Source organism: Paenibacillus sp. V4I3 (genome assembly GCF_030817215.1).
GTDB lineage: Bacteria > Bacillota > Bacilli > Paenibacillales > NBRC-103111 > Paenibacillus_E.
Genome location: NZ_JAUSZA010000001.1, coordinates 7,812,956 through 7,834,476, shown reverse-complemented (window position 1 = coordinate 7,834,476; position 21,521 = coordinate 7,812,956). Strand labels below are relative to the sequence as shown.

Sequence of the window (21,521 nt, the reverse complement as noted above, 5' to 3'; positions counted from 1 at the left end):
GCGAAATAAAGATGGGGTGACTTTCCCTTGCAGTCGACAGAAAACAAAAAAAATGAGAAGGCAAGAACCTTGCCACCTCATTTTTTTTGTTTCTGTGCCCCTATATGAACTTATTTGCTTTTGGGAAAGCTCCTTATTATTTCTTCGAAATCAATATTTTCTAATAGTGTTAATCAATAAATTAGAATGACATCTGCATGCAGCAACTCTAAAATTAAGCTATGAGAGCTTATTCAATAAGATCTTCTGATTCATAAGCGCAAGAGATACTTGCGCTTATTCTAGTTTGCATGAAGATTATAAAATAGGAATGCTATTCCTTAAAAGATAAAGTAACATGAAGATAAGCGCTATCTTCGTTCAGAAAGGAACTCTACTACGATGCGAACAAGCCTACGTCTTCGATTGATGGTACTCATGATTTGCTTAACCACGCTGCCGGTCGTAACCGTCACATGGATTGCCACGAATAATACACGGAGTTCCGTAGAGAAGGAAATCATTAATGCGAACAATTCGAGGATGTTATGGGCCGATCAATATTTGGAGGAGCTCCATCAGCAAATCGATATTCTGTTTTATTCCTTACAAATTAATCAAACGCTCATGGCTGGACTTAATGATATGAACAACCCTGATATCGGGGTACAATTTAACACGCAAAATTATATCAAAAACACACTAACGTCTGCCTTCTATGCAAATTCCAGAAAGATAGACGAGTTGAATTTATATATTCATCCGATCCAAAAGGCATTCTCAGTCAGTTATGCAAACAGCGGAACCATTTATTCCTTAAACATTCAGGAAGGCAACTGGGGACGTATGCTTCAAACACCAATCAATATGTATTTTAAACAATCCGGCAGTGCCATCTATGCATATCACAGTATGAACCGATTTGAGGATCGTATGTTGTTAGGCGGTATTTCCGTCCGTATAAACAAGCAAGTGTGGAGGGAAGTCAGCGATATTTTAAAATCAGAATCAGAAAGCTCGGTTTACTTGATTAACGATCAAGGGGAGCTTTTGTCGGGCTCAACGGAGACAATGGACGCTTTAGAGCTTCAGTCTCAACTTCAAAGCCTCGATCAGAATGATTTTGAATTGGCCTTTCGTAGAACCAAGACGGATTTCTATTTCTTAAAACGAGTCGGGGACGGTCAACTTACGGTGGTGAAGGTCATTCCACTTCGCACAGTTAACCAAAGCGCACAACCGACGATCCAAGCAGGGATTTTAACAGGAACCCTATTTGCTATAGCCTCTATTTTGCTTTCCATTTTCGTATCGCTTCGGATTAGCAGGCCGATTGTCAAGCTTGCCAAAACAATGAAGATGACACATATTCATAATTTTAAAATGTCTCCGGTCCAAAGCAGGGACGAAATCGGATTGCTGGAAAACGGCTATAATTCCATGATGAAGCGTATTAAGGAATTGATCGAGGTTGAATATCAACAGGAAATCGATCTGAAGAATGCGCAATTAATGGCTCTGCAGGCGCAAATCAACCCGCATTTTCTCAATAATACCCTGAATTTGATGGGGGGAATGGCATTGGTGAAGGATGCGCCTGAAATTTATGAAATTACCCGGGTAATGGGGGAGCTTTTACGTTATTCCATCAGTGCAGACGGTGATTTGGTACCTCTCGAAGACGAAATTAAGCATATGCGAAATTACCTATATATTCAGGAACAACGCTTTGTAGATCGTTGCTGCATGCATGTATCTACAGATGAGAGGGCACTTACTGCAAGGCTTCCTAAATTCACACTCCAACCGATTCTCGAGAATGCCTTTGAACACGGACTACAGCGTAAGGAAGGCAAGTGGAATATCGAGATTCGGATAAGGTTGATAGGTAAACGAGTCTATATCTTCATTAAGGATGACGGGGTAGGCGTTGACGGCCAGCGTCTATACGAGTTGCGAACGGATCTGAGAGATGGACAATTGGCGCCTCGAGCAAGGAACAACGATGTAAGGAAGAAAAGGGGAATCGGATTAAGGAATGTGCATGCACGGCTCAAGCTGCAATTCGGCAAGGGCTGCGGTGTTCGAATATTTAGCAAGACAGGGGTAGGGACTTTGGTTGTATTAGTACTGGCTGCTGTTACGCAGGAGGAAGGGGACAAAACGGATGCTGAACGTATTGATCATCGATGACGAGCTATGGGCCAGACAAGTCGTTAGATCATTGGGAGCTTGGAACAAACTTGGACTGAATATCATTGGGGAAGCAGACGGCGGGCGGGAAGGAATCGTTCTGATTGAGACGCTGCATCCAAGCATCGTGATCACCGATATGCGTATGCCGGGACTGGACGGTGTGGAGCTCCTGAAGGTATTAAATGAACGATACCCCGAAGTTAAAATTATCGTGATGAGCGGCTTTGACGATTTCGTTTATTTGAAGCAGGCGATACGTTCCCGTGCCATCGAGTACCTTTTGAAGCCAATCAATCCGGTTGAATTGAACGCTGCCCTTTCTCGGTGCGTGGAGGAGCTGCAAGCTTCACTACAACTACCAAATTCATGGGATACGCACGTTTTTACGGATAAAAAGATGCTGGACACCTATTTGAATTACCGGCAGCAGGTTTATGAATATCTCTTGGAACTTAATCGCCCCGCAGTGCTCCACACACTGGTGAAGATAGAGGACCTCTTATCCGAAGGCTATTCAGAAGCACTGGACGGGAGATTACCGGCTAGAATTGTGCATGATTTTCTGCACTTGCTGGAAGAGTTTACAGCTGGTACGGACTATGGTTTGGATTCAGCTTGGATCGAAGAGCGACGCGAACGTGCTGCATTGCTAAGTGGGTTCTCTTTAGGAGAGATTCATACCATCCTGCGTGATTGGTTAATTGATGCAATAGATGTCATAGAAGCTTACCGCAAAAATAAAAATCGATTAGCCCCCGAGGACGTACAAGCTTACATTGACCGCCACTTCCAAGAAACGATTTCCCTTGAGACGGTCTCTCATCACTTTTTTGTGAGTAAGGAGCATCTAAGTCGAACATTTAAGGTTTCCATCGGGGAAAATTTATCCGACTATATCGTTCGTAAGAGGATGGAGAAAGCGAAGGAATTAATTATGGATCAACGACTAGCCATCAAACGTGTAGCAGAGCTAACAGGCTATATCGATATTGCTTACTTTTATCGCGTGTTTAAGAAACATTTCGGGCTCACACCAGGGGAAATGCGTAAGGATTAGCTCGGAAATCAATAAAGTACAATAACGAATGCTAATAACATCAAATGATTCATAAAACCCTTCTCCTCTATACTGAAATTGTAGTTACTAATCTTCTTTAGGGGGAAATGAAGAATGAAGAAAGCGCTTCACTTAATGCTAAGTGTTACCTTATTGGGCGCAATGGTCGGTTGTGGCACAAACACCAACTCCAGTAATGGCGGAAAAGAGGCTACGCCTGCTCCGGCAGATTCGAAACCGGCAGCATCTGCTCCTGCTCCAGCTAAGAAAGTAGAATTGAAAGTATTTATGGGCTTTCCGCGGTTTAAGGATCAATTTGATAAATATTTTGAACAATTTAAGGCAAAGGAAAAAGCTGAAAAAAATATTGATGTCACCATCAATCTTGAAATGCCGAATCCTGATCAAGCCAAGCAAATCTTGCAGACTCGCCTTTCTTCCAATGATGCGCCGGATTTGTTCACCCTGCACGCTGTAGCAGACGTACCCAGTTATTACAAAGCCGGTTACTTGAGTGACCTGTCCAATCAGCCATTTGCGGCAGGCTTGTTCGATAATGTTAAAAAGACGGTAACCTTTGATGGCAAAATTGTAGCATTACCGCTTGAAAGCTTGGAATGGGGATACTTGTACAACAAAAAAGTGTTCAATGATTTAGGCCTGAAGGCACCTCAAACGTTAGATGAAATGAAAGCGGTTGTAGAAAAGCTGAAAGCGAACAAAGTGGCACCCTTCGAGTTGTCTTTCCAAGAGGCATGGATTCCGCAGCTGATTATGGCGCTGTCGCTAGGTGGAATCGTGACTTCAGAGCATCCGGATTGGATCCAAAAGATGAACAAGGGTGAAGCCTCCTACAAAGACGTACAGGACGTATTCAATATTATTGATATTGTTATGCAAAATGGGACCGATAAGCCATTTGAAGTAGGCAGCGCCCAGGGATCAGCCGATTTCGCTAACGGAAAAGCAGCTATGTGGGTTCAAGGTCCGTGGCAAGCAGAAGCGATTCAAAAGGTGAACCCAAAAATTGAATTCGGCGTAGCACCGCTTCCAGTGAGCAATAACCCGAAAGGTACGATGATTAACCTATCAACATCCACGTCTCTAGCGGTATCTCCAACAAGCAAGAACAAAGAGGTTGCCATGGATCTTCTAAACTACATCCTTGATCCGAAGGATTCGTCAGCCTTGTTCCAAGAATTGAAGTTCAATCCTGTATCTAAGGTTCACACGTATAAATCGTTCCCTTGGATCGATGAAGCGATGACTTACGTCTCTCAAGGGAAGGCTTATCAGGATCTGTCTCTTCCCAATGGCGTCACGGATGAACAAGCGAAGCTGCTGCAAAGCTACTATGCGAAGCAAGTAACGAAAGACGAGATTATCAAAGCGTTGGATAAGAAATGGGCAGACGCGACTAAGGCTCAGCAATAGCATGGCTATATATGGTGACCGGGAGTGAGAATATTCTAATGACAACGAAACAAAAAAAGACGGTCATCCTATTAGCCTTCGTGTTCCCCGCTCTATTATTCTACGCTGTATTCGTACTCGCCCCCGCATTCGGGGGCGCATGGTATAGCCTTACGAATTGGAACGGACTGAATCGCACGTATCGGATGGTGGGATTGGCTAATTACATCGAGGCATTGACGGCGGACCCGTTCTTCCTAAAGTCGGTAGGCTTCACCCTTAAATATGTCGTGTTCATGGTTGTGCTTCAGAATGCGATCGCTCTGCTTCTGGCGGTTCTCGTGGAATCCAGACGGCGCAGCAAGGTATGGTTCCGGACGATTTTTTTCATGCCCAATATGATCAGCTTGATCATTGGCGGCTTTATGTGGTTATTTATTTTCACCAAAGTACTTCCGTATATAGCCGAACATTCGGTATTCGCCTTTTTGGATAAATCGTGGATCGGTGATCCGGCTTATTCGTTCTTCGCCATCGTCATCGTGTCCCTATGGGGAGGTGTCGGTTACCTGATGGTAATCTATATTGCCTCCTTGCAGGGTGTGCCTCAGCATCTGAAAGAAGCGGCTGCGATTGATGGGGCAAATGCTTTTAAAACGTTTCGATATGTGACGCTTCCGATGATTTATCCGGCCTTGACGATTGGTATATTTCTTACCTTTAACGGCTCGTTTAAAGCATTCGATGCCGTCTACTCGTTAACCGGCGGTGGTCCAGGCAGATCAACGCAGGTCATCGCGCTGAACATTTTTGAAGAAGCATTTAAATCAAGTAATCGATATGGGTATGCAAATGCTAAGGCGATGATCTTATTTCTAGTCGTGTTCTTAATCACCTTGATTCAGCTATGGTTGATGAAGAGAAGAGAGGTGGAATCATGAATCGAATAGGTTCCTTTATGATTCTGCTCATCCTCATTGCTGCTGCCATATTTACATTGTTTCCGATCTATATGGGGCTACTGAACTCCTTTAAGACGGAAGGCGCCATGATGAACAATATTTTATCTTTGCCTACCCATTTGGAAGTAGGAAATTATATTGGCGCGTTCCATAAGACTAATTTTGTTAGAAGCTTAGGAAATACGGTATATATCGCATCGGTTGGTTTGTTAGGCATTATTATTTGCGCATCGATGGCTGGCTATAAACTATCTAGGACACCAGGGAAGTTAAGCGCATTTATATTTCTGCTGTTCGTTATGTCCACGTTGATTCCCTTTCACTCTATTATGATAACGCTGACTAAAATTTCAAAAGCGCTATCCGTGCAGGGCTCAACAACGGGTCTGGGATTGATCTATATAGGCACGGGTGTCGCCTTTGCGATCTTTTTGTACCATGGTTTTGTAAAGTCTATCCCCCGCGATCTGGATGAAGCAGCTGTCATCGATGGGTGCGGTGAGTTCCGATTATATTTTGTCGTCATATTTCCGTTATTACTGCCGATTACGGCTACGATTGCGATTTTAAACCTGTTATGGATATGGAACGACTTTCTTCTGCCGTTACTGATGTTGACAAACTATAAGACGTATACCTTGCTATTATCTACCAATATGCTGTTCGGTCAATACGGGAATAATGACTGGTCTGCCATCTTGTCTTCATTGATTTTGGCCATGCTGCCGGTCGTTCTCTTCTATTTATTACTGCAAAAATACATTATGAAGGGTATAGCAGACGGTGCAATAAAGGGATAGGAGTGACTAATAAGAATGAATTCAGAGCGTGAGAACGAAGTTGTTGGCTTTCTTAGAGCTGACGGGAAGAGACTAGTCAACGGAGAAGGTCGCGAGGTGCTGCTGAGAGGCGTCGGCTTCGGAAGCTGGCTGCTCCCAGAGGGCTATATGTGGATGTTTCCGCAGCAAGGAGATCGTCCGCGGCGTATTGAAAAGATGATTCAAGAGCTGATCGGCGAACGGGAGGCCGAAAGATTTTGGGACATTTACTATGATGTTCACACGTCGGAAGCAGATATTCAGCAGATTGCCGCTGAAGGATTCAATTCGGTTAGGGTGCCAATAAACGCAAGATTTTTAATTGAAGACGGCGAGCCACTTCGGGTGAAAGAGCATCGACTGAAACTCATTGATCGACTGATCGGATGGTGTCGTAAGCACAGCCTTTATGTGATTCTAGATCTGCACGGGGCACCTGGGGGCCAGACGGGTACGAATATTGACGACTCTGAACGTGACTTGCCAGAGCTATTTACAGAAGAGCATAATAGGCGTCTTACGGTTCAGTTATGGCGTTTTCTCGCAGAGCATTACAAGGATGAGTGGATTGTCGCCGGCTATGATCTTCTCAACGAGCCGCTGCCTAACTGGTTCTCTGCCTATAACGGTGAGGTAATGCCTCTTTACCGGGACATCGTTAAGGCGATCAGGGAAGTAGATGAACGCCACCTGATTATTCTAGAAGGTGCCCATTGGGCAACGGATTGGTCGATCTTTACGGAAAAAATCGATGATAATCTGATGCTGCAGTTCCATAAATATTGGAATAATCCAGATACGGAAAGCATCAGAGTCTACTTAGAAAAGCGTGAAGAGTGGAACGTGCCCATTTACATGGGTGAAGGTGGCGAGAATAACAAAGCATGGTATGCGGGTGCTTTTCGTCTTTTTGAAGATCACAATATCTCTTGGAATTTCTGGACTTGGAAGAAGATGGGCAAGGATAATTCACCTTGCAGCGTTAAGGTGCCCCGCGAATGGGAGATGCTGGTCGAGTACTTAGAAGGCGGTCCGAAGCCAGATGAGATAACTGCACAACGGATCTTATGGGAATATCTAACTAATTTAGCATTCGACCAATGTGTGTATTACCGCGATCTTGTTGACGCCATGTTAGGCAGACCTCCTGTCCGAATACCTGCTATTTTCTACGGGTATCGGGGAGAAGGTGTCAGTTATGGCATCCAGCAGCCGTCGAATCAGAATGTTGGCTTTCGCATCAATGACCGCACGGACATTCGGTTTGTAGCAAGTGCAAGGGAGACAGCAAACTTCGAACATGGCAAAGGAGAGACATGGCAGGATGACGAGCGCCTAGAAGTAGACTTAGCTGAAGGCGATTGGCTGGCCTATGAAATTTATGTGCCTAAGTTTACGGACTATACGCTTTATGAGATCAACGTACACCTTAACGAGTTTGATGAAAACGGAAGTCTGGCAATCTCGATAGATGACGAGAACCAAAATATCAGAGAACCGTTCACGCTTGAGCCAGGGACACATCGCATTGTAGTTCAAGCTAAAGATGCTCTAGTTCGGCTTGAATGGTTAGAAATTATTCCGACTACAGCCGGACTGATCCATGACGCGAGCTGAGGTCGGTTAAATCCCTAGGCTCCATTATACAAAAAAACGCAGCCAACTCGGCTGCGTTTTTTTGTATGGTGGCAGACTCTTTTTGATTGAATCTGGGTACGTCCACGCGGATATTTTGGATCAGTTACTATTATTTATTCTAGGTGTTTTTTATTTGCAGTCGAAGAACGTTCCATGAAGCTTTGCTGAGATCAGCCTTTACATATCCGTCGTCTGCTTTGGCGTTACCGCCTTTGTGAGGGACGACATTATCAGGCTTCGTTTTTGTATTGGTCGCTTTTAAATCTGCATTCTCCAACACTAAATGCTCAAGTATGCTGACTTCACCGAAGCTGCGGACGTCAACGTTAAGCTCGAGTCTCTCTGATAAATGACGATTTACTGCGAAGATCGTAACTTCACCTTGCTCTTCATTGAAAACACTGATTGCCTCTAGATAAGGGACATCGGTGAAGTCCTTTGAATCGTATTTAGGTGAAGAAATAATGGGGTGAAGCACCGTTCCTCTACCGTACAATGAAGCATGAAGGTACGGATAATAAGTGGTTTGCAGCCAAAGAGGGCCTCCATTTTCAGTCATAATCGGTGCAATCACATTAATCAATTGGGCTATGCACGCCATTTTAACACGATCCGCATGTTTAAGCAGTGTAATTAGGAAGCAGCCTACTGCAAGAGCGTCTTCCATCGTATAAACATCTTCGAATTCCGGCGGTGCCACCTGCCAGCGTTCAGCAGCACGGCTTGATCCGATGGTATTCCAAACGTTCCATTCATCCATTGAAAGCATGAGCTTTTTCTTGCTCCGTTTCTTCGCTTTCATGTAATCGCAAATCGCTGTTACACTGTAAATGAATTGATCCATATCAAGCGATTTCGCCAAGAAATTAGAGGAATCGTTCGCATTATTATTGTAATAGGAGTGCAAGGATAAATAATCCACTTGATCGTAGGTAAGATCGAGCACGGTAGCCTCCCAATCAGCGAACGTACTCATTCCACTTGTTGAGCTGCCGCATGCAACAAGCTCTATGGATGGGTCAACCCAGCGCATAACTTTGGCCGTTTCATTCGCTAATCTGCCGTATTCGACAGCCGTTTTTGCTCCGATTTGCCAAGGTCCATCCATTTCATTCCCAAGGCACCACGTTTTGAAATTATGCGGATCTTTATAACCATGGGATATTCGCAGATCACTCCAGTAAGAACCAGAAGGATGGTTACAATATTCGACGAGATTTCTAGCCGCGTCAACGCCGCGGGTACCCAGATTAACGGCCATCATGACTTCTGAACCGACTAATTTAGCCCAATCCGCGAATTCATTTGTTCCCATCTCATTGGTTTCTGTTGTCCACCATGCTAGATCCAATAGACGCTTCCGCTCGGCCTTTGGACCAACACCGTCCTCCCAGTTATAGCCGGATACAAAATTTCCCCCAGGATAGCGAATGATAGGAACATTCAGTGAACGAATAGCATCCAGAGCATCGCGTCGGAAGCCGTTCTCATCTGCGGTTGGATGGTTTGGCTCATAAATTCCGCCATATACGGCACGTCCTAGGTGTTCGATAAATGACCCATAGAGCCTTGGATCTACTTCTGAAATGGTGAAATTCTTATCAATAAGCATAGTCGATTTCATGGACATAGCATATAATCCTCCTAGTTGAATTAATGAAATGATTAAGTCATAATTGTTAATATTCTATATAATATTTATCATAATAGATAGATACTTTCAATGTGTTGGATGTGAAAAATATAGGATTAACTAAATTACTAATTCAAGAATGGGTGTGTAATTATGTATTTAACAACGGATTCGGAATCGCTTCGGGTCTACGAAGCATTGGCGAGCGAGGTGCGGCTGCAGATTATTGATTTATTATATACAAAAGAGATGCATATTAAAGAATTGGCTTCTGAGCTTTACCTAAGCAGTGCAATTGTCAGTAAACACGTTACCAAACTGCAGAGAGCAGGGCTTGTAAGCTATAAAATGAAAAGGGTTAACGGCGGGACCTACAAGTTTTGTTCGTTGTCAACGGAGTACCTGCAAATAAAATTATCCCGTTCTTCTATTTTGAAAAGAAAATTCGTTGAGGTTGCTATGCCTGTCGGCCAATACACGGATTTCGCGGCTTCCCCTACGTGTGGAATTGCAACAACAGAAAAGATGATCGGTTATTACGATAATCCGACCTATTTTTTGGATCCTGAACGCGTTCATGCAGGCATTTTGTGGTTTGCTAGGGGGTTTGTCGAATATAAATTACCAAACTATCTCTTCAAAGATCAAATCGTACAAGAAATTGAAATCTCAATGGAAATCGGTTCCGAAGCTCCCCATATTAATGAAAACTGGCCTTCGGACATCCTATTTACAATCAATGATAAATTACTGGGAATGTGGACGAGTCCCGGAGATTTCGGTCGAATGAGAGGTAGATTGTCACCAGATTGGTGGCATTCTGACGTCAATCAATACGGATTAATGAAAGTACTTCGAATAAATGCAAACGGTACATTCATAGATGGTCAGCAAATTTCGGATGTCACGATCAAGGATGTACAATGGGATAGCACGCAGTGGACATTGCGAATAAGTGCTGAAGATACCGCTCGAGGTCGAGGAGGATTAACCTTATTCGGCAGGGGATTCGGCAACTACGATCAAGACATCGTGATTCGAAGTTATTACGAATGATTTGAAGAAGGTAATAGATATTCAATGCGGAGGTAAAGGGATGGCTCGTTCTTGTCGTATACTTATTGTAGATGATGAAATTTTAGTCAGACAGGGTATCAAGCACTTGTTGCACTGGGAACAAGAGGGGTTTCAGATCGTAGGAGAGGCTTCCAACGGCAAAGAAGCTCTTGAACAAATAGAGCGCATGCAGCCTCATATCGTTATTACCGATATCGTGATGCCTGTTATGGGAGGAGCGGAGCTTACTCGTGTGATAAAGTCGCAGTTCCCGGAAATTGAAGTGATCATATTAAGCAGTTTTGGTGAGTTTGATTATGTAAGGTCAACCTTTCAAAGCGGGGTTGCTGATTATATATTAAAGCCAAAGCTTGAAGCTGAGCAGCTGCTCGACATATTGAAGCGCACCGCGCGTAAGATTCCCTCTTTAAAGCTGGAAGAGTCAAATGACGATGGCAGCTTGTCCATTAAGATTGTCATTGATAAGCTTATTTCCGGTTATGAGGTCGATGACGATTTTAAAGATATCACCGCTGCTTTTCCATATCCTAGTTACATCCTGCTGGGGGCTGATCTCAAGCAATTGCCGAGCAAGAGCAAGGATCAACATACCGCTTCTCAATGGATGGCGAAAATTGCTGCTGAGTTGGATAGTGGCTTCGATCATGCGGTTTATTATCCCGTTCCCACTGATCCTAACATGGTTGTTGTGCTGGTAAACATGGACAAGAGCGAGTGGGATCGTTTCACATTTATCGTTCGGAGGCTTGCCGCTTGGACAAGGAATCAGCAGCCGGAGATTGGCTGGACGGTCGGTGAGGCATTTAGCGATTTGAGACAGCTCGGCACGAACTTTAGGGATGGGTTCCTGAAAATAAACGCTTATCGCTTTTTTTTACCTACCTCCAACAATTTAATTGTATATGGGGAACTGCCGAAACATTCTGAAGAGGTTGCGAAATTTAATATGACTCGCTTTACCGAACAAATGAATCGACAACAGTTCGAAGAGGCCTTCCAGGATTTATTGGGGTACGTGCAGGCCGCGTCAAACCATTATCAAACGGATGTGTTTGAGTTTAAGTCCTTTTTGGGAAATATCATTTTTAATATAACAATTGTGCTTGGCCGTTTGGAGTTGGATATGAAGAATTTGGAAGAAGCGAAATATGCTTATTTCAAATCGATAGGCGAAGCGTCGCATGTCAGCGAAGCAATCAGGCTTCTTGAGACATTTATACAAGAAACAAACGCTGTTATAAAAACGAAGCGGTCAACGGGCGGAAATCCGAATATGACGATGCTTCTAGATTATATCCACCAGCATTACGCTGAGCCACTCAGCCTAACGGAAATAGCTAAGCATTTTCATTTTAATCCTTCTTATTTGTCGAGTTATTTCACATCGCATAATAAAGAAGGCTTCAGCGAATATTTGAACAAGATCAGAGTCGAGAAGGCAGCGAATCTTCTGGAGCAGGATTTCGCATCTATATCCGAAATTAGCGAAAAAGTAGGTTATTCGGACCATAGTTATTTTACAAAAGTATTCAAGAAATTAACGGGCATATCACCGAGCCAATACAAAAAAATTCATCTCAACAAGAAAAGGAACTAGGTTATGAGGAGACTTCTGGACAAATTTAAATATCATGGTCTTTTTATTAAAATGTTTATCGTCACGGTGGTTAGTATTATCTCCGTGTCGCTCTTCACTTCAGTTGTCACGATTCAAATGTCGGAGCGACTCTTCATGAATACGTTCAGTATTACGAACTCAAAAATCATTAGCCAGATTCAAGCGAATTTCGAATCGTTCAATTATTCTATCGTTACGGCATCGAATAATGTGCTGCAGAACGGCACAATAAAAGAGTTTCTGACGAATACGGATATGGACACACTTTCTACGGTGCGAAGTCAATATGAGGCTAGCCAGCAGATGAAACGAATTCAGTCTAATGTAGCAGCCTACCCAGTTACAATTACGATCAGTGGAATGAATAAGAAAAGCCACTCGACGGATAGCTATTATTGGCCAAGCTCATTGGAAAAGCTGAGAAACAGCATGTTAACCGTCAATACCCTAGTCGCGCCAAAGCGGCTTATCTATCAATTGGATAAAGAAAGCATAACCAATACGTCTGAAGCTGACCCGGTGATTGTCGCTTCTAGGGCACTTATGGAGAGAACGAGCGGCAATCCATATGGTGTTCTTTATTTTGCCATACGAGAAAGTGACTTTAAGCGGTTCTTCACGAACTTCACAAGCGATGGCAACGACGTTATCATATTGGATCGTTCGGGCAATGTCGTATCAAGTAACCGCCATGAGTTAATTGGCGAAGAGGCGCCTGATTTACTTGGCTATGCAAAAGAAATTGAACAAAAAAAAATAAATGTCAAAGATGTAAGTGTTATGGGGAAAAACAGTCTAGTGCTTTCGGAATACCTTCCTACGTATGATTTTTATCTAGTCAATCTCATTGATAAACAAATGGTTCTTAGTCAGATGGTTGATGTCAAAAGGGTTGCGCTTATCTGTATGGCTATCGTGTTCGCAGCTCTGCTTATTGTATTTGTTATTTCAAGACGTTTGACAAAGTCATTGACCCTGCTTGCCAGACAAATGTCGGGCATTACGGAAAATAATTTCGATAATTATATAACGGTTACTGGCAGCTACGAAATCAAGGAACTCGGACATGCATACAATTACATGCTGGACGAGCTTAACGAATATATAAAGAAGCTGATTCAGACACAGAAGGACCAGCGCAACGCGGAGCTATCCGCTCTGCAAATGCAGATTAACCCGCATTTTTTATACAATACGCTGGCATCCGTGAAAATTTTGGTCCAGCAGGGGAATAAGGAGAAAGCCGCCGCTACCATCAACTCCCTTATTTCCCTTCTCCAGAATACCGTCAGCAACATTAGTGAAACGATAACCGTGGAGCAAGAACTAGTTAATTTGAAAAATTATGTATTTATTAATCACGTGCGTTACGGTGAGCAGATCAAAGTCGATTATTTTGCAGCCGAAGATTGTATGAACTATCATGTTCCCAAGCTCATCATCCAGCCTTTTATCGAAAATGCATTTTTTCATGCCTTTCATGAAAGGAACGAAGGGTACATTTATGTACTGGTGTCGCGGGAGGCAAATGCGCTGGTCTGCGAGGTCATCGACAACGGTATTGGAATGAAAGGCTTTGATAATGGGAATAATCCGCAGAGCTCCGTTAGCAGCAGCCGTTTTTTCTCCGGTATTGGAATTCGAAATGTACATGACCGTGTAGCATTGCTTTACGGAGAGGAATACGGCGTTACCATTGTGAGTAACATCGGCGAGGGAACGAGAGTGAAAATAAAGCTTCCACTCCTTCATACCTAAAAAAAATACCAATAAACAAATTAATTGCTATTACATAAAAAATCAATAGAAAGCTAACAATAGAATGACAAATCCACACAAATATATTACTAACGGGTCATTTTAACGAATTGTTATAATGACTATTGTTAGCGAGGCAAACGCTTTCAAAACTAATTTACAGTAATTTAAAAGGGGCTGAATTTTTGTGAAAAAGGTACTCGCCATTCTGTTGGCCAGCTTAGTACTATTAACGGCATGCGCAAGCAAAGGGAATAATGTGCCGAATACGGGTGGAAAAACCGCTGAAGCTACGCCTGCAGCTGCAAAGGAAATTACAGTATGGGCGTGGGATAAAGTATTTAATATTGGTGCTATGGAACGTGCAAAAGCAGCTTACGCGGCGAAAAATCCCGATTCCGGTTTGAAGATCAACATTGTGGAAAACGCGCAAGCCGATATCATTCAGAAATTGAACGCAGGATTGAATGCAGGCACGACAAAAAGTTTGCCGACAATCGTATTGATCGAAGATTATCGTGCACAAAGCTTCCTGCAAGCTTATCCTGATTCGTTCTTTGAATTAACGAATGTGATTAAACCGACTGATTTCGCCGATTACAAAATCGGACCTACAAGTGTAAATGGCAAACAATATGGGGTTCCATTTGATTCCGGCGTTGCTGGATTATATGTAAGAAGAGATTACTTAGAGCAAGCGGGTTACAAAGTTGAGGATCTGCAGGATATCGATTGGAAGAAGCTGATTGAGATCGGTAAAGCAGTGAAAGCCAAAACAGGCAAACAACTGCTAACGCAAGATCCGAACGATCTTGGGCTTATTCGCATGATGATTCAGTCCGCAGGCTCGTGGTATTTAAAAGAAGATGGAACGACGCCTAACTTGGCAGGCAATGCGGCCTTGAAGGAAGCGGCTGAAACCTATAAAGATATAATGAAAGCGGACATTGTGAAGGTCACATCGGATTGGAGCCAATTCGTTGGCGCATTCAATAGTGGCGAAGTAGCTACTATTCCAACTGGTAACTGGATTACGGCTTCGGTTAAAAAAGAAGCGTCGCAGTCCGGCAAATGGGCTGTCGTACCGTTTCCTAAACTGACAAACAACCCAAAATCTGTTCATGCATCGAACCTTGGCGGCAGCTCGTGGTATGTCATGAACGTCGATGGAAAAGAAGCTGCGGCTGATTTCTTGAAACAGACATTTGGCTCTGACGTTGAATTGTATCAGAAGCTTGTTACGGAGATTGGTGCAATCGGTACATTAAAAGCCGCGGCATCCGGACCGGCGTACACCCAAGCTGACGAATTCTTCGGTGGTCAAAAAGTAATTGCCGATTTCGCCAAATGGACAGAGCAAATTCCAAAGGTGAACTATGGTATGCATACGTATGCGATTGAAGATATTCTTGTCGTCCAAATGCAAAATTATTTAAAGGGTACGGATCTCGACAAAGTGTTAAGCGACGCTCAAGCTCAAGCAGAAACACAAGTTAAATAATTTAGATCATACGGCAATTAATAAAACCTGGGGCTTCGCCTTCTCCTGATTCCAAAGTTAACGTTCCGGTTGCAGGAGTTGAAGGAAGTTCCATGGTTTTATTTCCGTAAAGAAAGGGGTTAGGCTAACGTGAAAGCAGCGAGGCCTGGCGTAAATATTCGCACAAGAGCTAACTTGACTGGTTGGATGTTTATTATCCTGGCGGTCATCATGATTGCAGCGTTCTATTTCTATCCCATGATTCAAGCTCTTATTTTGTCATTTAAATCGGGTAAGGGAATGAATTTATCCTTCGTCGGCTTCGACAACTATGCTCGTCTGTTTAGCGATAAAACGTTTATAACCGCGGTTAAGAACACGTTTATTTACTTGATTATCCAGGTTCCAGTGATGATTGTTCTAGCTATGTTTATCTCTGTGTTATTGAACGACAGTAAGTTAAAATTGAAAGGCTTTTTCCGTACGGCGATTTTCTTACCGGCTGTTACCTCGCTTGTAGCGTATTCCGTTATATTTAAATATTTGTTTGCTACGGAGGGCTTGGTTAATAAACTTCTGATCAAGATTCATCTTATTGCAGGCCCGATTCAATGGATCACGGATCCGTTCTGGGCAAAAGTGACGGTTATTCTTGCAATCACATGGCGCTGGACAGGCTATAATATGATCTTCTACTTGTCCGCGCTTCAAAATATCGATCAATCGATTTACGAGGCTGCAAAGATTGATGGAGCTTCATCAACGAGACAGTTTTTCGGAATTACGATGCCACTGCTCAAGCCCATCATTTTATTTACTTCCATTACATCGACAATTGGTACGCTGCAGTTGTTTGATGAAGTTGTTAACATTACGAAGGGCGGACCGGGGAACGCGTCAATGTCCATTTCCCAGTATATTTACAACTTGTCTTTTAAATATTCAGCGGATTTCGGATATGCGGCAACCGTGTCGTATTCCATCGTGATTATGATCATTATATTGGCGTTTGTTCAGTTTAAAGCAGCAGGTGATAAAAATGGATAAATGGAAACGTGTTTTTATTTATATATTTCTGAGTGTCGCTGCGTTTATTTCCATATTTCCGTTTCTATGGATGATTATCAGCGCCACGAATAAGTCGGCCGATGTAACCAAAGGAAGATTGCTGCCGGGAAGCCACCTTGTGGAAAATATAACAAACTTGTTTAGTTCCGTAGATTTTGTACCAGCCTTGCTGAGCTCCGCAAAAATTTCGATTACAACGACTGTGCTGGCCATGTTAATCGGCTCTCTAGCCGGGTACGGCTTTGAAATTTATAGAAGTAAGGCGAAGGACGTCGTATTTAACATTCTGTTACTGTCAATGATGATTCCGTTCGCGGCCATCATGGTACCGTTGTTTCAAATGTTCGGTGGTATCTCGCGCGTTATTCCATTTATCGGGTTGGATACGGTGTCCGGCGTTGTGCTGCCGACATTCACTACAGCATTCCTGATTTTCTTCTTCCGTCAAAGTACGAAGATGTTTCCGAGGGAGCTCTTGGAGGCTGGTCGAATTGACGGGCTGAACGAATTAAGCCTATTCTTCCGTATTTTCATGCCTACGATGAAGACGACATACGCCGCAGCGGGCATCATTACGTTCATGTCGAGTTGGAACAACTATTTATGGCCGCTCATCGTTCTGCAATCACCGGAGAAAAAAACAATACCCATGCTGATATCGAATTTGGGATCAAGCTATTCACCTGATTATGGTATTATTATGATGGCTATCGTGATTTCGACGATTCCGACTGCACTTGTCTTCTTCCTCATGCAGAAGCATTTTGTAGCGGGTATGACAGGCTCGGTGAAATAGAAAAAAGAAAGTCAGGTGATTACGCACACAGCGCATATCACCTGGCTTTTAAATAACTTTACGGGGGAATAATGTAATGAATTTGACGAAGCCAAACCTAAGCTGGCTTACCGATGTAGGCGTATTTGCTGTGAACCGTCTGCCGGCGCACTCAGATCACCGTTATTACGAAACATTAGAGGAAGCAGAAGCAACAGCGCCGATGTCGCTGCGGCACGACCTGAACGGCAGTTGGAAATTCAACTATTCCGTGAAGCCTGCTGATCGTCCCGAGCTGTTCCATCAGCTCGATTACGAGTGCGGCAGTTGGAGCAATATTGAAGTGCCAGGACACATTCAAATGCAGGGTTACGGAAAGCCCCAGTATGTTAATACGATGTATCCATGGGATGGACATCACGATATTCGTCCGCCAGCTATTCCGGAAAATGATAATCCGGTCGGTAGTTACGTGAAGTACTTCACACTGCCTGATAATATGAAGGGCAGGCCCGTCTACATCTCGTTTCAAGGCGTGGAGTCAGCCTTTTACTTGTGGTTAAACGGTGAATTTGTCGGCTATAGCGAAGACAGCTTCACTCCGGCGGAATTCGATCTGACGCCGTTCCTGCAGGAAGGTGAGAATAAGCTTGCTGCCCAAGTGTATCAAAGAAGTACAGGCAGCTGGCTGGAAGATCAAGATTTCTGGCGTTTCTCAGGCATTTTCCGCGACGTTTATTTATATACCGTTCCGAGCATTCACGTTCGCGATCTTTTTGTCCATGCTGATCTTGATGCCGCTTATGAGAAGGGCAGCCTTCGTGCGGATATCAAGCTTGCAGATAGGCAAGAAGCTGCTGTTTATCTTGAATTGAAGGATGCGGTGGGGCATACAGTGGCGACAGCTCGCTCCGAAGTGTCAACCCTCGAAACTATATCGTTGTCTATTGATGCGGGACAAGTTACTACTTGGAGTGCAGAGAAGCCTTATTTGTACGTTCTGTATGTCAGCGTATATGATCATACAGGCAAGCTTGTTGAGGTTATTTCGCAGAGAGTCGGCTTCCGTAAGTTTGAAATGATAAATAAAATTATGCACCTTAACGGCAAACGAATCATCTTCAAGGGTGTCAACCGTCATGAATTCAATAGCCGCAGAGGACGGGCCATTACGAAGGAAGATATGCTGTGGGATATCGCCACGCTAAAACGCAACAATTTAAATGCCGTCCGGACATCACATTATCCGAATCAGTCGTTATGGTACGAGTTGTGTGACATCTACGGTGTCTACGTTATTGACGAGATGAACTTGGAAACGCATGGTTCATGGCAGAAGATGGGCGCAGTAGAGCCGTCTTGGAATATTCCAGCGAATAAGCCGGAATGGCAGGATATCGTGATGGACCGTGCAATTTCGATGGTCGAGCGCGACAAGAACCATCCTTCTATTCTGATCTGGTCAGTTGGTAATGAAGCCTATGCGGGCGAAGTCCTGCTAAACGTGTCGAACTATTTCCGGGAGAAGGATCCTAGTCGACTTGTTCATTATGAAGGGGTCTTTCATAACCGCAAGTATAACGATACAAGCGATATGGAGAGCCGCATGTATGCGAAGCCGGCAGACATTGAGGCCTATTTGAACGATAACCCGCAGAAGCCTTATATAAGCTGCGAGTATATGCACGCGATGGGTAATTCGGTAGGCGGTATGCATAAATATACAGAGCTCGAACAGAAATATGCGATGTATCAAGGTGGATTTATCTGGGATTATATCGATCAGGTGATCGTCAAGAAAGATCGTTACGGCAAAGAGTTTCTCGCATTCGGCGGAGATTTCGGCGACCGCGCCACTGATTATAATTTCTGCACGAACGGTATCGTTTATGCGGACCGCAAGGTATCGCCAAAGATGCAGGAAGTGAAATTCCTCTACCAGAACATCAAACTCGTGCCGGATCGTAAAGGTGTGAAGGTGACGAACGAGAACCTGTTCGAAGGTACGGAGGCCTATGATCTGCTAGTTGTCCTTCATAAAGAAGGCAAGGAGATATTCCGAGGTAAGAGGAATATCGACGTTCCGGCGCAAAACGAGGCGTATGTGCCGCTTGAGCTGCCGTCTGTTGATGAGCCAGGTGAGTATGTCGTACATACGTCGCTCAATTTGAAGGAGAGCACCCTATGGGCTGAAGCTGGATATGAAGTTGCGTTCGGGCAGTACGTATTTCTGGTTGATGATCTGGCTTCGTCTGCACAGCCTGAAGGATCATTCAGAGTCGTGGATGGCGATGTAAACATAGGGGTTCATGGACGAGATTTTAGTATCATGTTCTCGAAGCAGGCGGGAAGCCTGATTTCACTGAACTATGCCGGGCGAGAGATGATCGCCATTCCGCCAGCGCCGTTATTCTGGCGTGCGACAACGGATAACGATAAAGGATTCTCGCTTGGCTTTGATTCGGGTGCTTGGTACGCGGCGAGCTTAACGCGCAAATGCATCGGAGTCGAATTGACGCAGCAAGCGGGAAGCGTAACAGTAACATTTCGTTACAAGCTTAGCATTAGCGCGGACGTTCTAGTGACAGTTGCATATACGGTGTATGCCGACGGCAGTTTGAACGTCAAATCTCGCTACGAGGGGGCAACCGGTCTTCCGAAACTGCCGATATTCGCGTTGTCGTTCAAGGTTCCAGCTGATTATTTCCATTTGGATTGGTACGCGATGGGACCTGAGGAGAACTATATCGATCGCGCCTTTGGAGCTAGGCTTGGGGTGTTCAATAATGACGCTGCTGATAATGTGTCTGGATATGTTGTGCCGCAAGAGTCGGGGAACCGCACGGGCGTCCGCCGTGTGAACATTACGAACGACGATGGTCACGGTATTCGGATAACCGCACCAGCTGCTCAGCCGGTGGAATGTAACATTTCGCCGTTTACGGCATTCGAGTTGGAAAATGCCTACCATCATTACGAGCTGCCGAACGTTCATTATACGGTCGTCACGGTAGCGGGCAGACAGATGGGCGTTGGTGGTGACGACAGCTGGGGCGCGCCGGTACATGATGAGTATTTGATCAAAGCCGATCAAGACCTAGCGTTTGAATTCAATATTCACCGGCTATGATGGCACCATTCGACGTGCTTTGATCGGTGAAAACAAAGAAAAGTGGTTGAGTGGGGACTAATTATCCCTCTCAACCATTTTGTCATTCCTATCTTATTATAGAATAGCCAAGAGGTATTAAGGAATCGTTCCAACTTTTAAAGAAGCGGCATGTTTCAAAAAAATAAATACAAAAATAAAATTCTTGACTTTTGATTGAGATTAGACAGGGACTTGACACGCATATGATATATTAAAAAAATAAATAGTGGGGTTTATAAGGTTAGTTATTCAATTGTTGTTTGTTTGAGGGAGGCTATATGTTTCAGTATATGGATCAACACTACGAGGCAGTCGATTTTAGTGGGCGGGATTTAAGATACGGCGAACTCATTCGCTGCACCTTTAAACGTTGTACATTTACTAACAGTTCGATGGAGGAAATCACGATAAATCAATGCCGGTTCGTAGAATGCAATTTTCGCGGAGCTTTGTTAAATGGTTCGATTCACACAGAATCAGCTTTTGAAAACTGCAATTTTACTGAAGCTAATCTCTTCGTTTCAGAATTTAACCATTGTAAAATGACAGGCTCAGACTTTGCAGGCGCGCAAATGGATGGTGTTACATTGGTTCAAGGGGATTGGTCCTATACAAATTTGAGACAAGCCAGATTAGCAAAACAGGTTATGCGAGGAGTTCGTTTTTATGGAGCAGATCTTTCTGATGCTAATCTGGAGAAGGCTGATCTAAGAGATTGCGACCTGACAAGTGCAATTTTTGGAAAAGCAAAGTTGCAGGGTGCGGACTTGCGTGGCGCTAATATGGATGGAATCGATTTTAAAACGCTTGTTGTCAAAGGCGCACGGATGGACAGAGAACAAGCTGTTAGTTTTTTGCGTTCATACGGTGCAAAGATAGATTGAGACTGAGAAATCCG

The 21,521-nt window shown here is 43.9% G+C and carries 15 protein-coding genes; 14 read left to right on the top strand and 1 reads right to left on the bottom strand.

Translation table 11 applies throughout. From position 1 onward, the window contains the following. Positions 1-381 precede the first annotated feature (381 nt). The 6 genes from QFZ77_RS36095 to QFZ77_RS36070 all read left to right on the top strand — a co-directional run bounded on the left by QFZ77_RS36095 (position 382) and on the right by QFZ77_RS36070 (position 8,042). Positions 382-2,172: a sensor histidine kinase gene (locus QFZ77_RS36095; RefSeq protein ID WP_307448306.1), complete on the top strand. Its 1,791-nt coding sequence runs from the start codon at positions 382-384 to the stop codon at positions 2,170-2,172. Beyond that, the gene (locus QFZ77_RS36090) at positions 2,147-3,232 is read left to right on the top strand and encodes a response regulator (RefSeq protein ID WP_307448303.1); all 1,086 of its coding nucleotides are present in this window, start codon (positions 2,147-2,149) and stop codon (positions 3,230-3,232) included. The genes QFZ77_RS36095 and QFZ77_RS36090 overlap by 26 nt, the downstream gene beginning before the upstream one ends. A gap of 114 nt (positions 3,233-3,346) precedes the next feature. Then, entirely contained in the window at positions 3,347-4,666 is a 1,320-nt protein-coding gene (locus QFZ77_RS36085; RefSeq protein ID WP_307448299.1) for an ABC transporter substrate-binding protein, read from the top strand. Between the two features lie 38 nt (positions 4,667-4,704). Further along, entirely contained in the window at positions 4,705-5,586 is an 882-nt protein-coding gene (locus QFZ77_RS36080; protein WP_307448295.1) for a carbohydrate ABC transporter permease, read from the top strand. Beyond that, complete coding sequence (locus QFZ77_RS36075) at positions 5,583-6,407, top strand: carbohydrate ABC transporter permease (RefSeq protein WP_307448292.1); 825 nt, start codon at positions 5,583-5,585, stop codon at positions 6,405-6,407. Before QFZ77_RS36080 ends, QFZ77_RS36075 begins: the two co-directional genes overlap by 4 nt. A gap of 15 nt (positions 6,408-6,422) precedes the next feature. After that, positions 6,423-8,042, top strand: a complete 1,620-nt coding sequence (locus QFZ77_RS36070; RefSeq protein ID WP_307448289.1) for a cellulase family glycosylhydrolase — start codon at positions 6,423-6,425, stop codon at positions 8,040-8,042. 139 nt (positions 8,043-8,181) lie between these two features. Here QFZ77_RS36070 and arfA read toward each other — a convergent pair whose 3' ends face one another. Continuing rightward, positions 8,182-9,693 carry an arabinosylfuranosidase ArfA gene (gene arfA, locus QFZ77_RS36065; protein WP_307448286.1) on the bottom strand — a complete coding sequence of 504 codons (1,512 nt, stop codon included), beginning with the start codon at positions 9,691-9,693 and terminating at the stop codon, positions 8,182-8,184. Between the two features lie 156 nt (positions 9,694-9,849). On the opposite strand from arfA, the gene QFZ77_RS36060 reads away from it, so the two are divergent. The 8 genes from QFZ77_RS36060 (at position 9,850) to QFZ77_RS36025 (ending at position 21,507) form a co-directional block, all read left to right on the top strand. Continuing rightward, positions 9,850-10,752, top strand: coding sequence for an ArsR/SmtB family transcription factor (locus QFZ77_RS36060; protein WP_307448283.1), 903 nt, complete (start codon positions 9,850-9,852; stop codon positions 10,750-10,752). 40 nt (positions 10,753-10,792) lie between these two features. Further along, on the top strand, positions 10,793-12,370 hold the full coding sequence (locus tag QFZ77_RS36055) for a response regulator transcription factor (protein WP_307448280.1): 1,578 nt from the start codon (positions 10,793-10,795) through the stop codon (positions 12,368-12,370). 3 nt (positions 12,371-12,373) lie between these two features. Further along, positions 12,374-14,149 carry a cache domain-containing sensor histidine kinase gene (locus QFZ77_RS36050; protein WP_307448274.1) on the top strand — a complete coding sequence of 592 codons (1,776 nt, stop codon included), beginning with the start codon at positions 12,374-12,376 and terminating at the stop codon, positions 14,147-14,149. A gap of 187 nt (positions 14,150-14,336) precedes the next feature. Beyond that, positions 14,337-15,650 (top strand): ABC transporter substrate-binding protein, encoded by a 1,314-nt coding sequence (locus QFZ77_RS36045; protein ID WP_307448272.1) that lies wholly within the window; start codon positions 14,337-14,339, stop codon positions 15,648-15,650. A gap of 186 nt (positions 15,651-15,836) precedes the next feature. Further along, entirely contained in the window at positions 15,837-16,676 is an 840-nt protein-coding gene (locus QFZ77_RS36040; RefSeq protein WP_307450088.1) for a carbohydrate ABC transporter permease, read from the top strand. Continuing rightward, positions 16,669-17,493: a carbohydrate ABC transporter permease gene (locus QFZ77_RS36035; RefSeq protein ID WP_047682364.1), complete on the top strand. Its 825-nt coding sequence runs from the start codon at positions 16,669-16,671 to the stop codon at positions 17,491-17,493. The genes QFZ77_RS36040 and QFZ77_RS36035 overlap by 8 nt, the downstream gene beginning before the upstream one ends. A gap of 76 nt (positions 17,494-17,569) precedes the next feature. Continuing rightward, the gene (lacZ, locus tag QFZ77_RS36030; protein WP_307448267.1) at positions 17,570-20,602 is read left to right on the top strand and encodes a beta-galactosidase, LacZ type; all 3,033 of its coding nucleotides are present in this window, start codon (positions 17,570-17,572) and stop codon (positions 20,600-20,602) included. A 299-nt stretch (positions 20,603-20,901) separates the two neighbouring features. Further along, entirely contained in the window at positions 20,902-21,507 is a 606-nt protein-coding gene (locus QFZ77_RS36025) for a pentapeptide repeat-containing protein (RefSeq protein WP_307448264.1), read from the top strand. Positions 21,508-21,521: the final 14 nt, after the last annotated feature.

Excerpts from the sequence above, each read along its gene's own strand:
- QFZ77_RS36095 (WP_307448306.1), top strand. The coding sequence starts at position 382 with ATGCGAACAAGCCTACGTCTTCGATTGATGGTACTCATGATTTGCTTA.
- QFZ77_RS36090 (WP_307448303.1), top strand. The coding sequence starts at position 2,147 with ATGCTGAACGTATTGATCATCGATGACGAGCTATGGGCCAGACAAGTC.
- QFZ77_RS36085 (WP_307448299.1), top strand. The coding sequence starts at position 3,347 with ATGAAGAAAGCGCTTCACTTAATGCTAAGTGTTACCTTATTGGGCGCA.
- QFZ77_RS36080 (WP_307448295.1), top strand. The coding sequence starts at position 4,705 with ATGACAACGAAACAAAAAAAGACGGTCATCCTATTAGCCTTCGTGTTC.
- QFZ77_RS36075 (WP_307448292.1), top strand. The coding sequence starts at position 5,583 with ATGAATCGAATAGGTTCCTTTATGATTCTGCTCATCCTCATTGCTGCT.
- QFZ77_RS36070 (WP_307448289.1), top strand. The coding sequence starts at position 6,423 with ATGAATTCAGAGCGTGAGAACGAAGTTGTTGGCTTTCTTAGAGCTGAC.
- arfA (WP_307448286.1), bottom strand. The coding sequence starts at position 9,693 with ATGTCCATGAAATCGACTATGCTTATTGATAAGAATTTCACCATTTCA.
- QFZ77_RS36060 (WP_307448283.1), top strand. The coding sequence starts at position 9,850 with ATGTATTTAACAACGGATTCGGAATCGCTTCGGGTCTACGAAGCATTG.
- QFZ77_RS36055 (WP_307448280.1), top strand. The coding sequence starts at position 10,793 with ATGGCTCGTTCTTGTCGTATACTTATTGTAGATGATGAAATTTTAGTC.
- QFZ77_RS36050 (WP_307448274.1), top strand. The coding sequence starts at position 12,374 with ATGAGGAGACTTCTGGACAAATTTAAATATCATGGTCTTTTTATTAAA.
- QFZ77_RS36040 (WP_307450088.1), top strand. The coding sequence starts at position 15,837 with ATGTTTATTATCCTGGCGGTCATCATGATTGCAGCGTTCTATTTCTAT.
- QFZ77_RS36035 (WP_047682364.1), top strand. The coding sequence starts at position 16,669 with ATGGATAAATGGAAACGTGTTTTTATTTATATATTTCTGAGTGTCGCT.
- lacZ (WP_307448267.1), top strand. The coding sequence starts at position 17,570 with ATGAATTTGACGAAGCCAAACCTAAGCTGGCTTACCGATGTAGGCGTA.
- QFZ77_RS36025 (WP_307448264.1), top strand. The coding sequence starts at position 20,902 with ATGTTTCAGTATATGGATCAACACTACGAGGCAGTCGATTTTAGTGGG.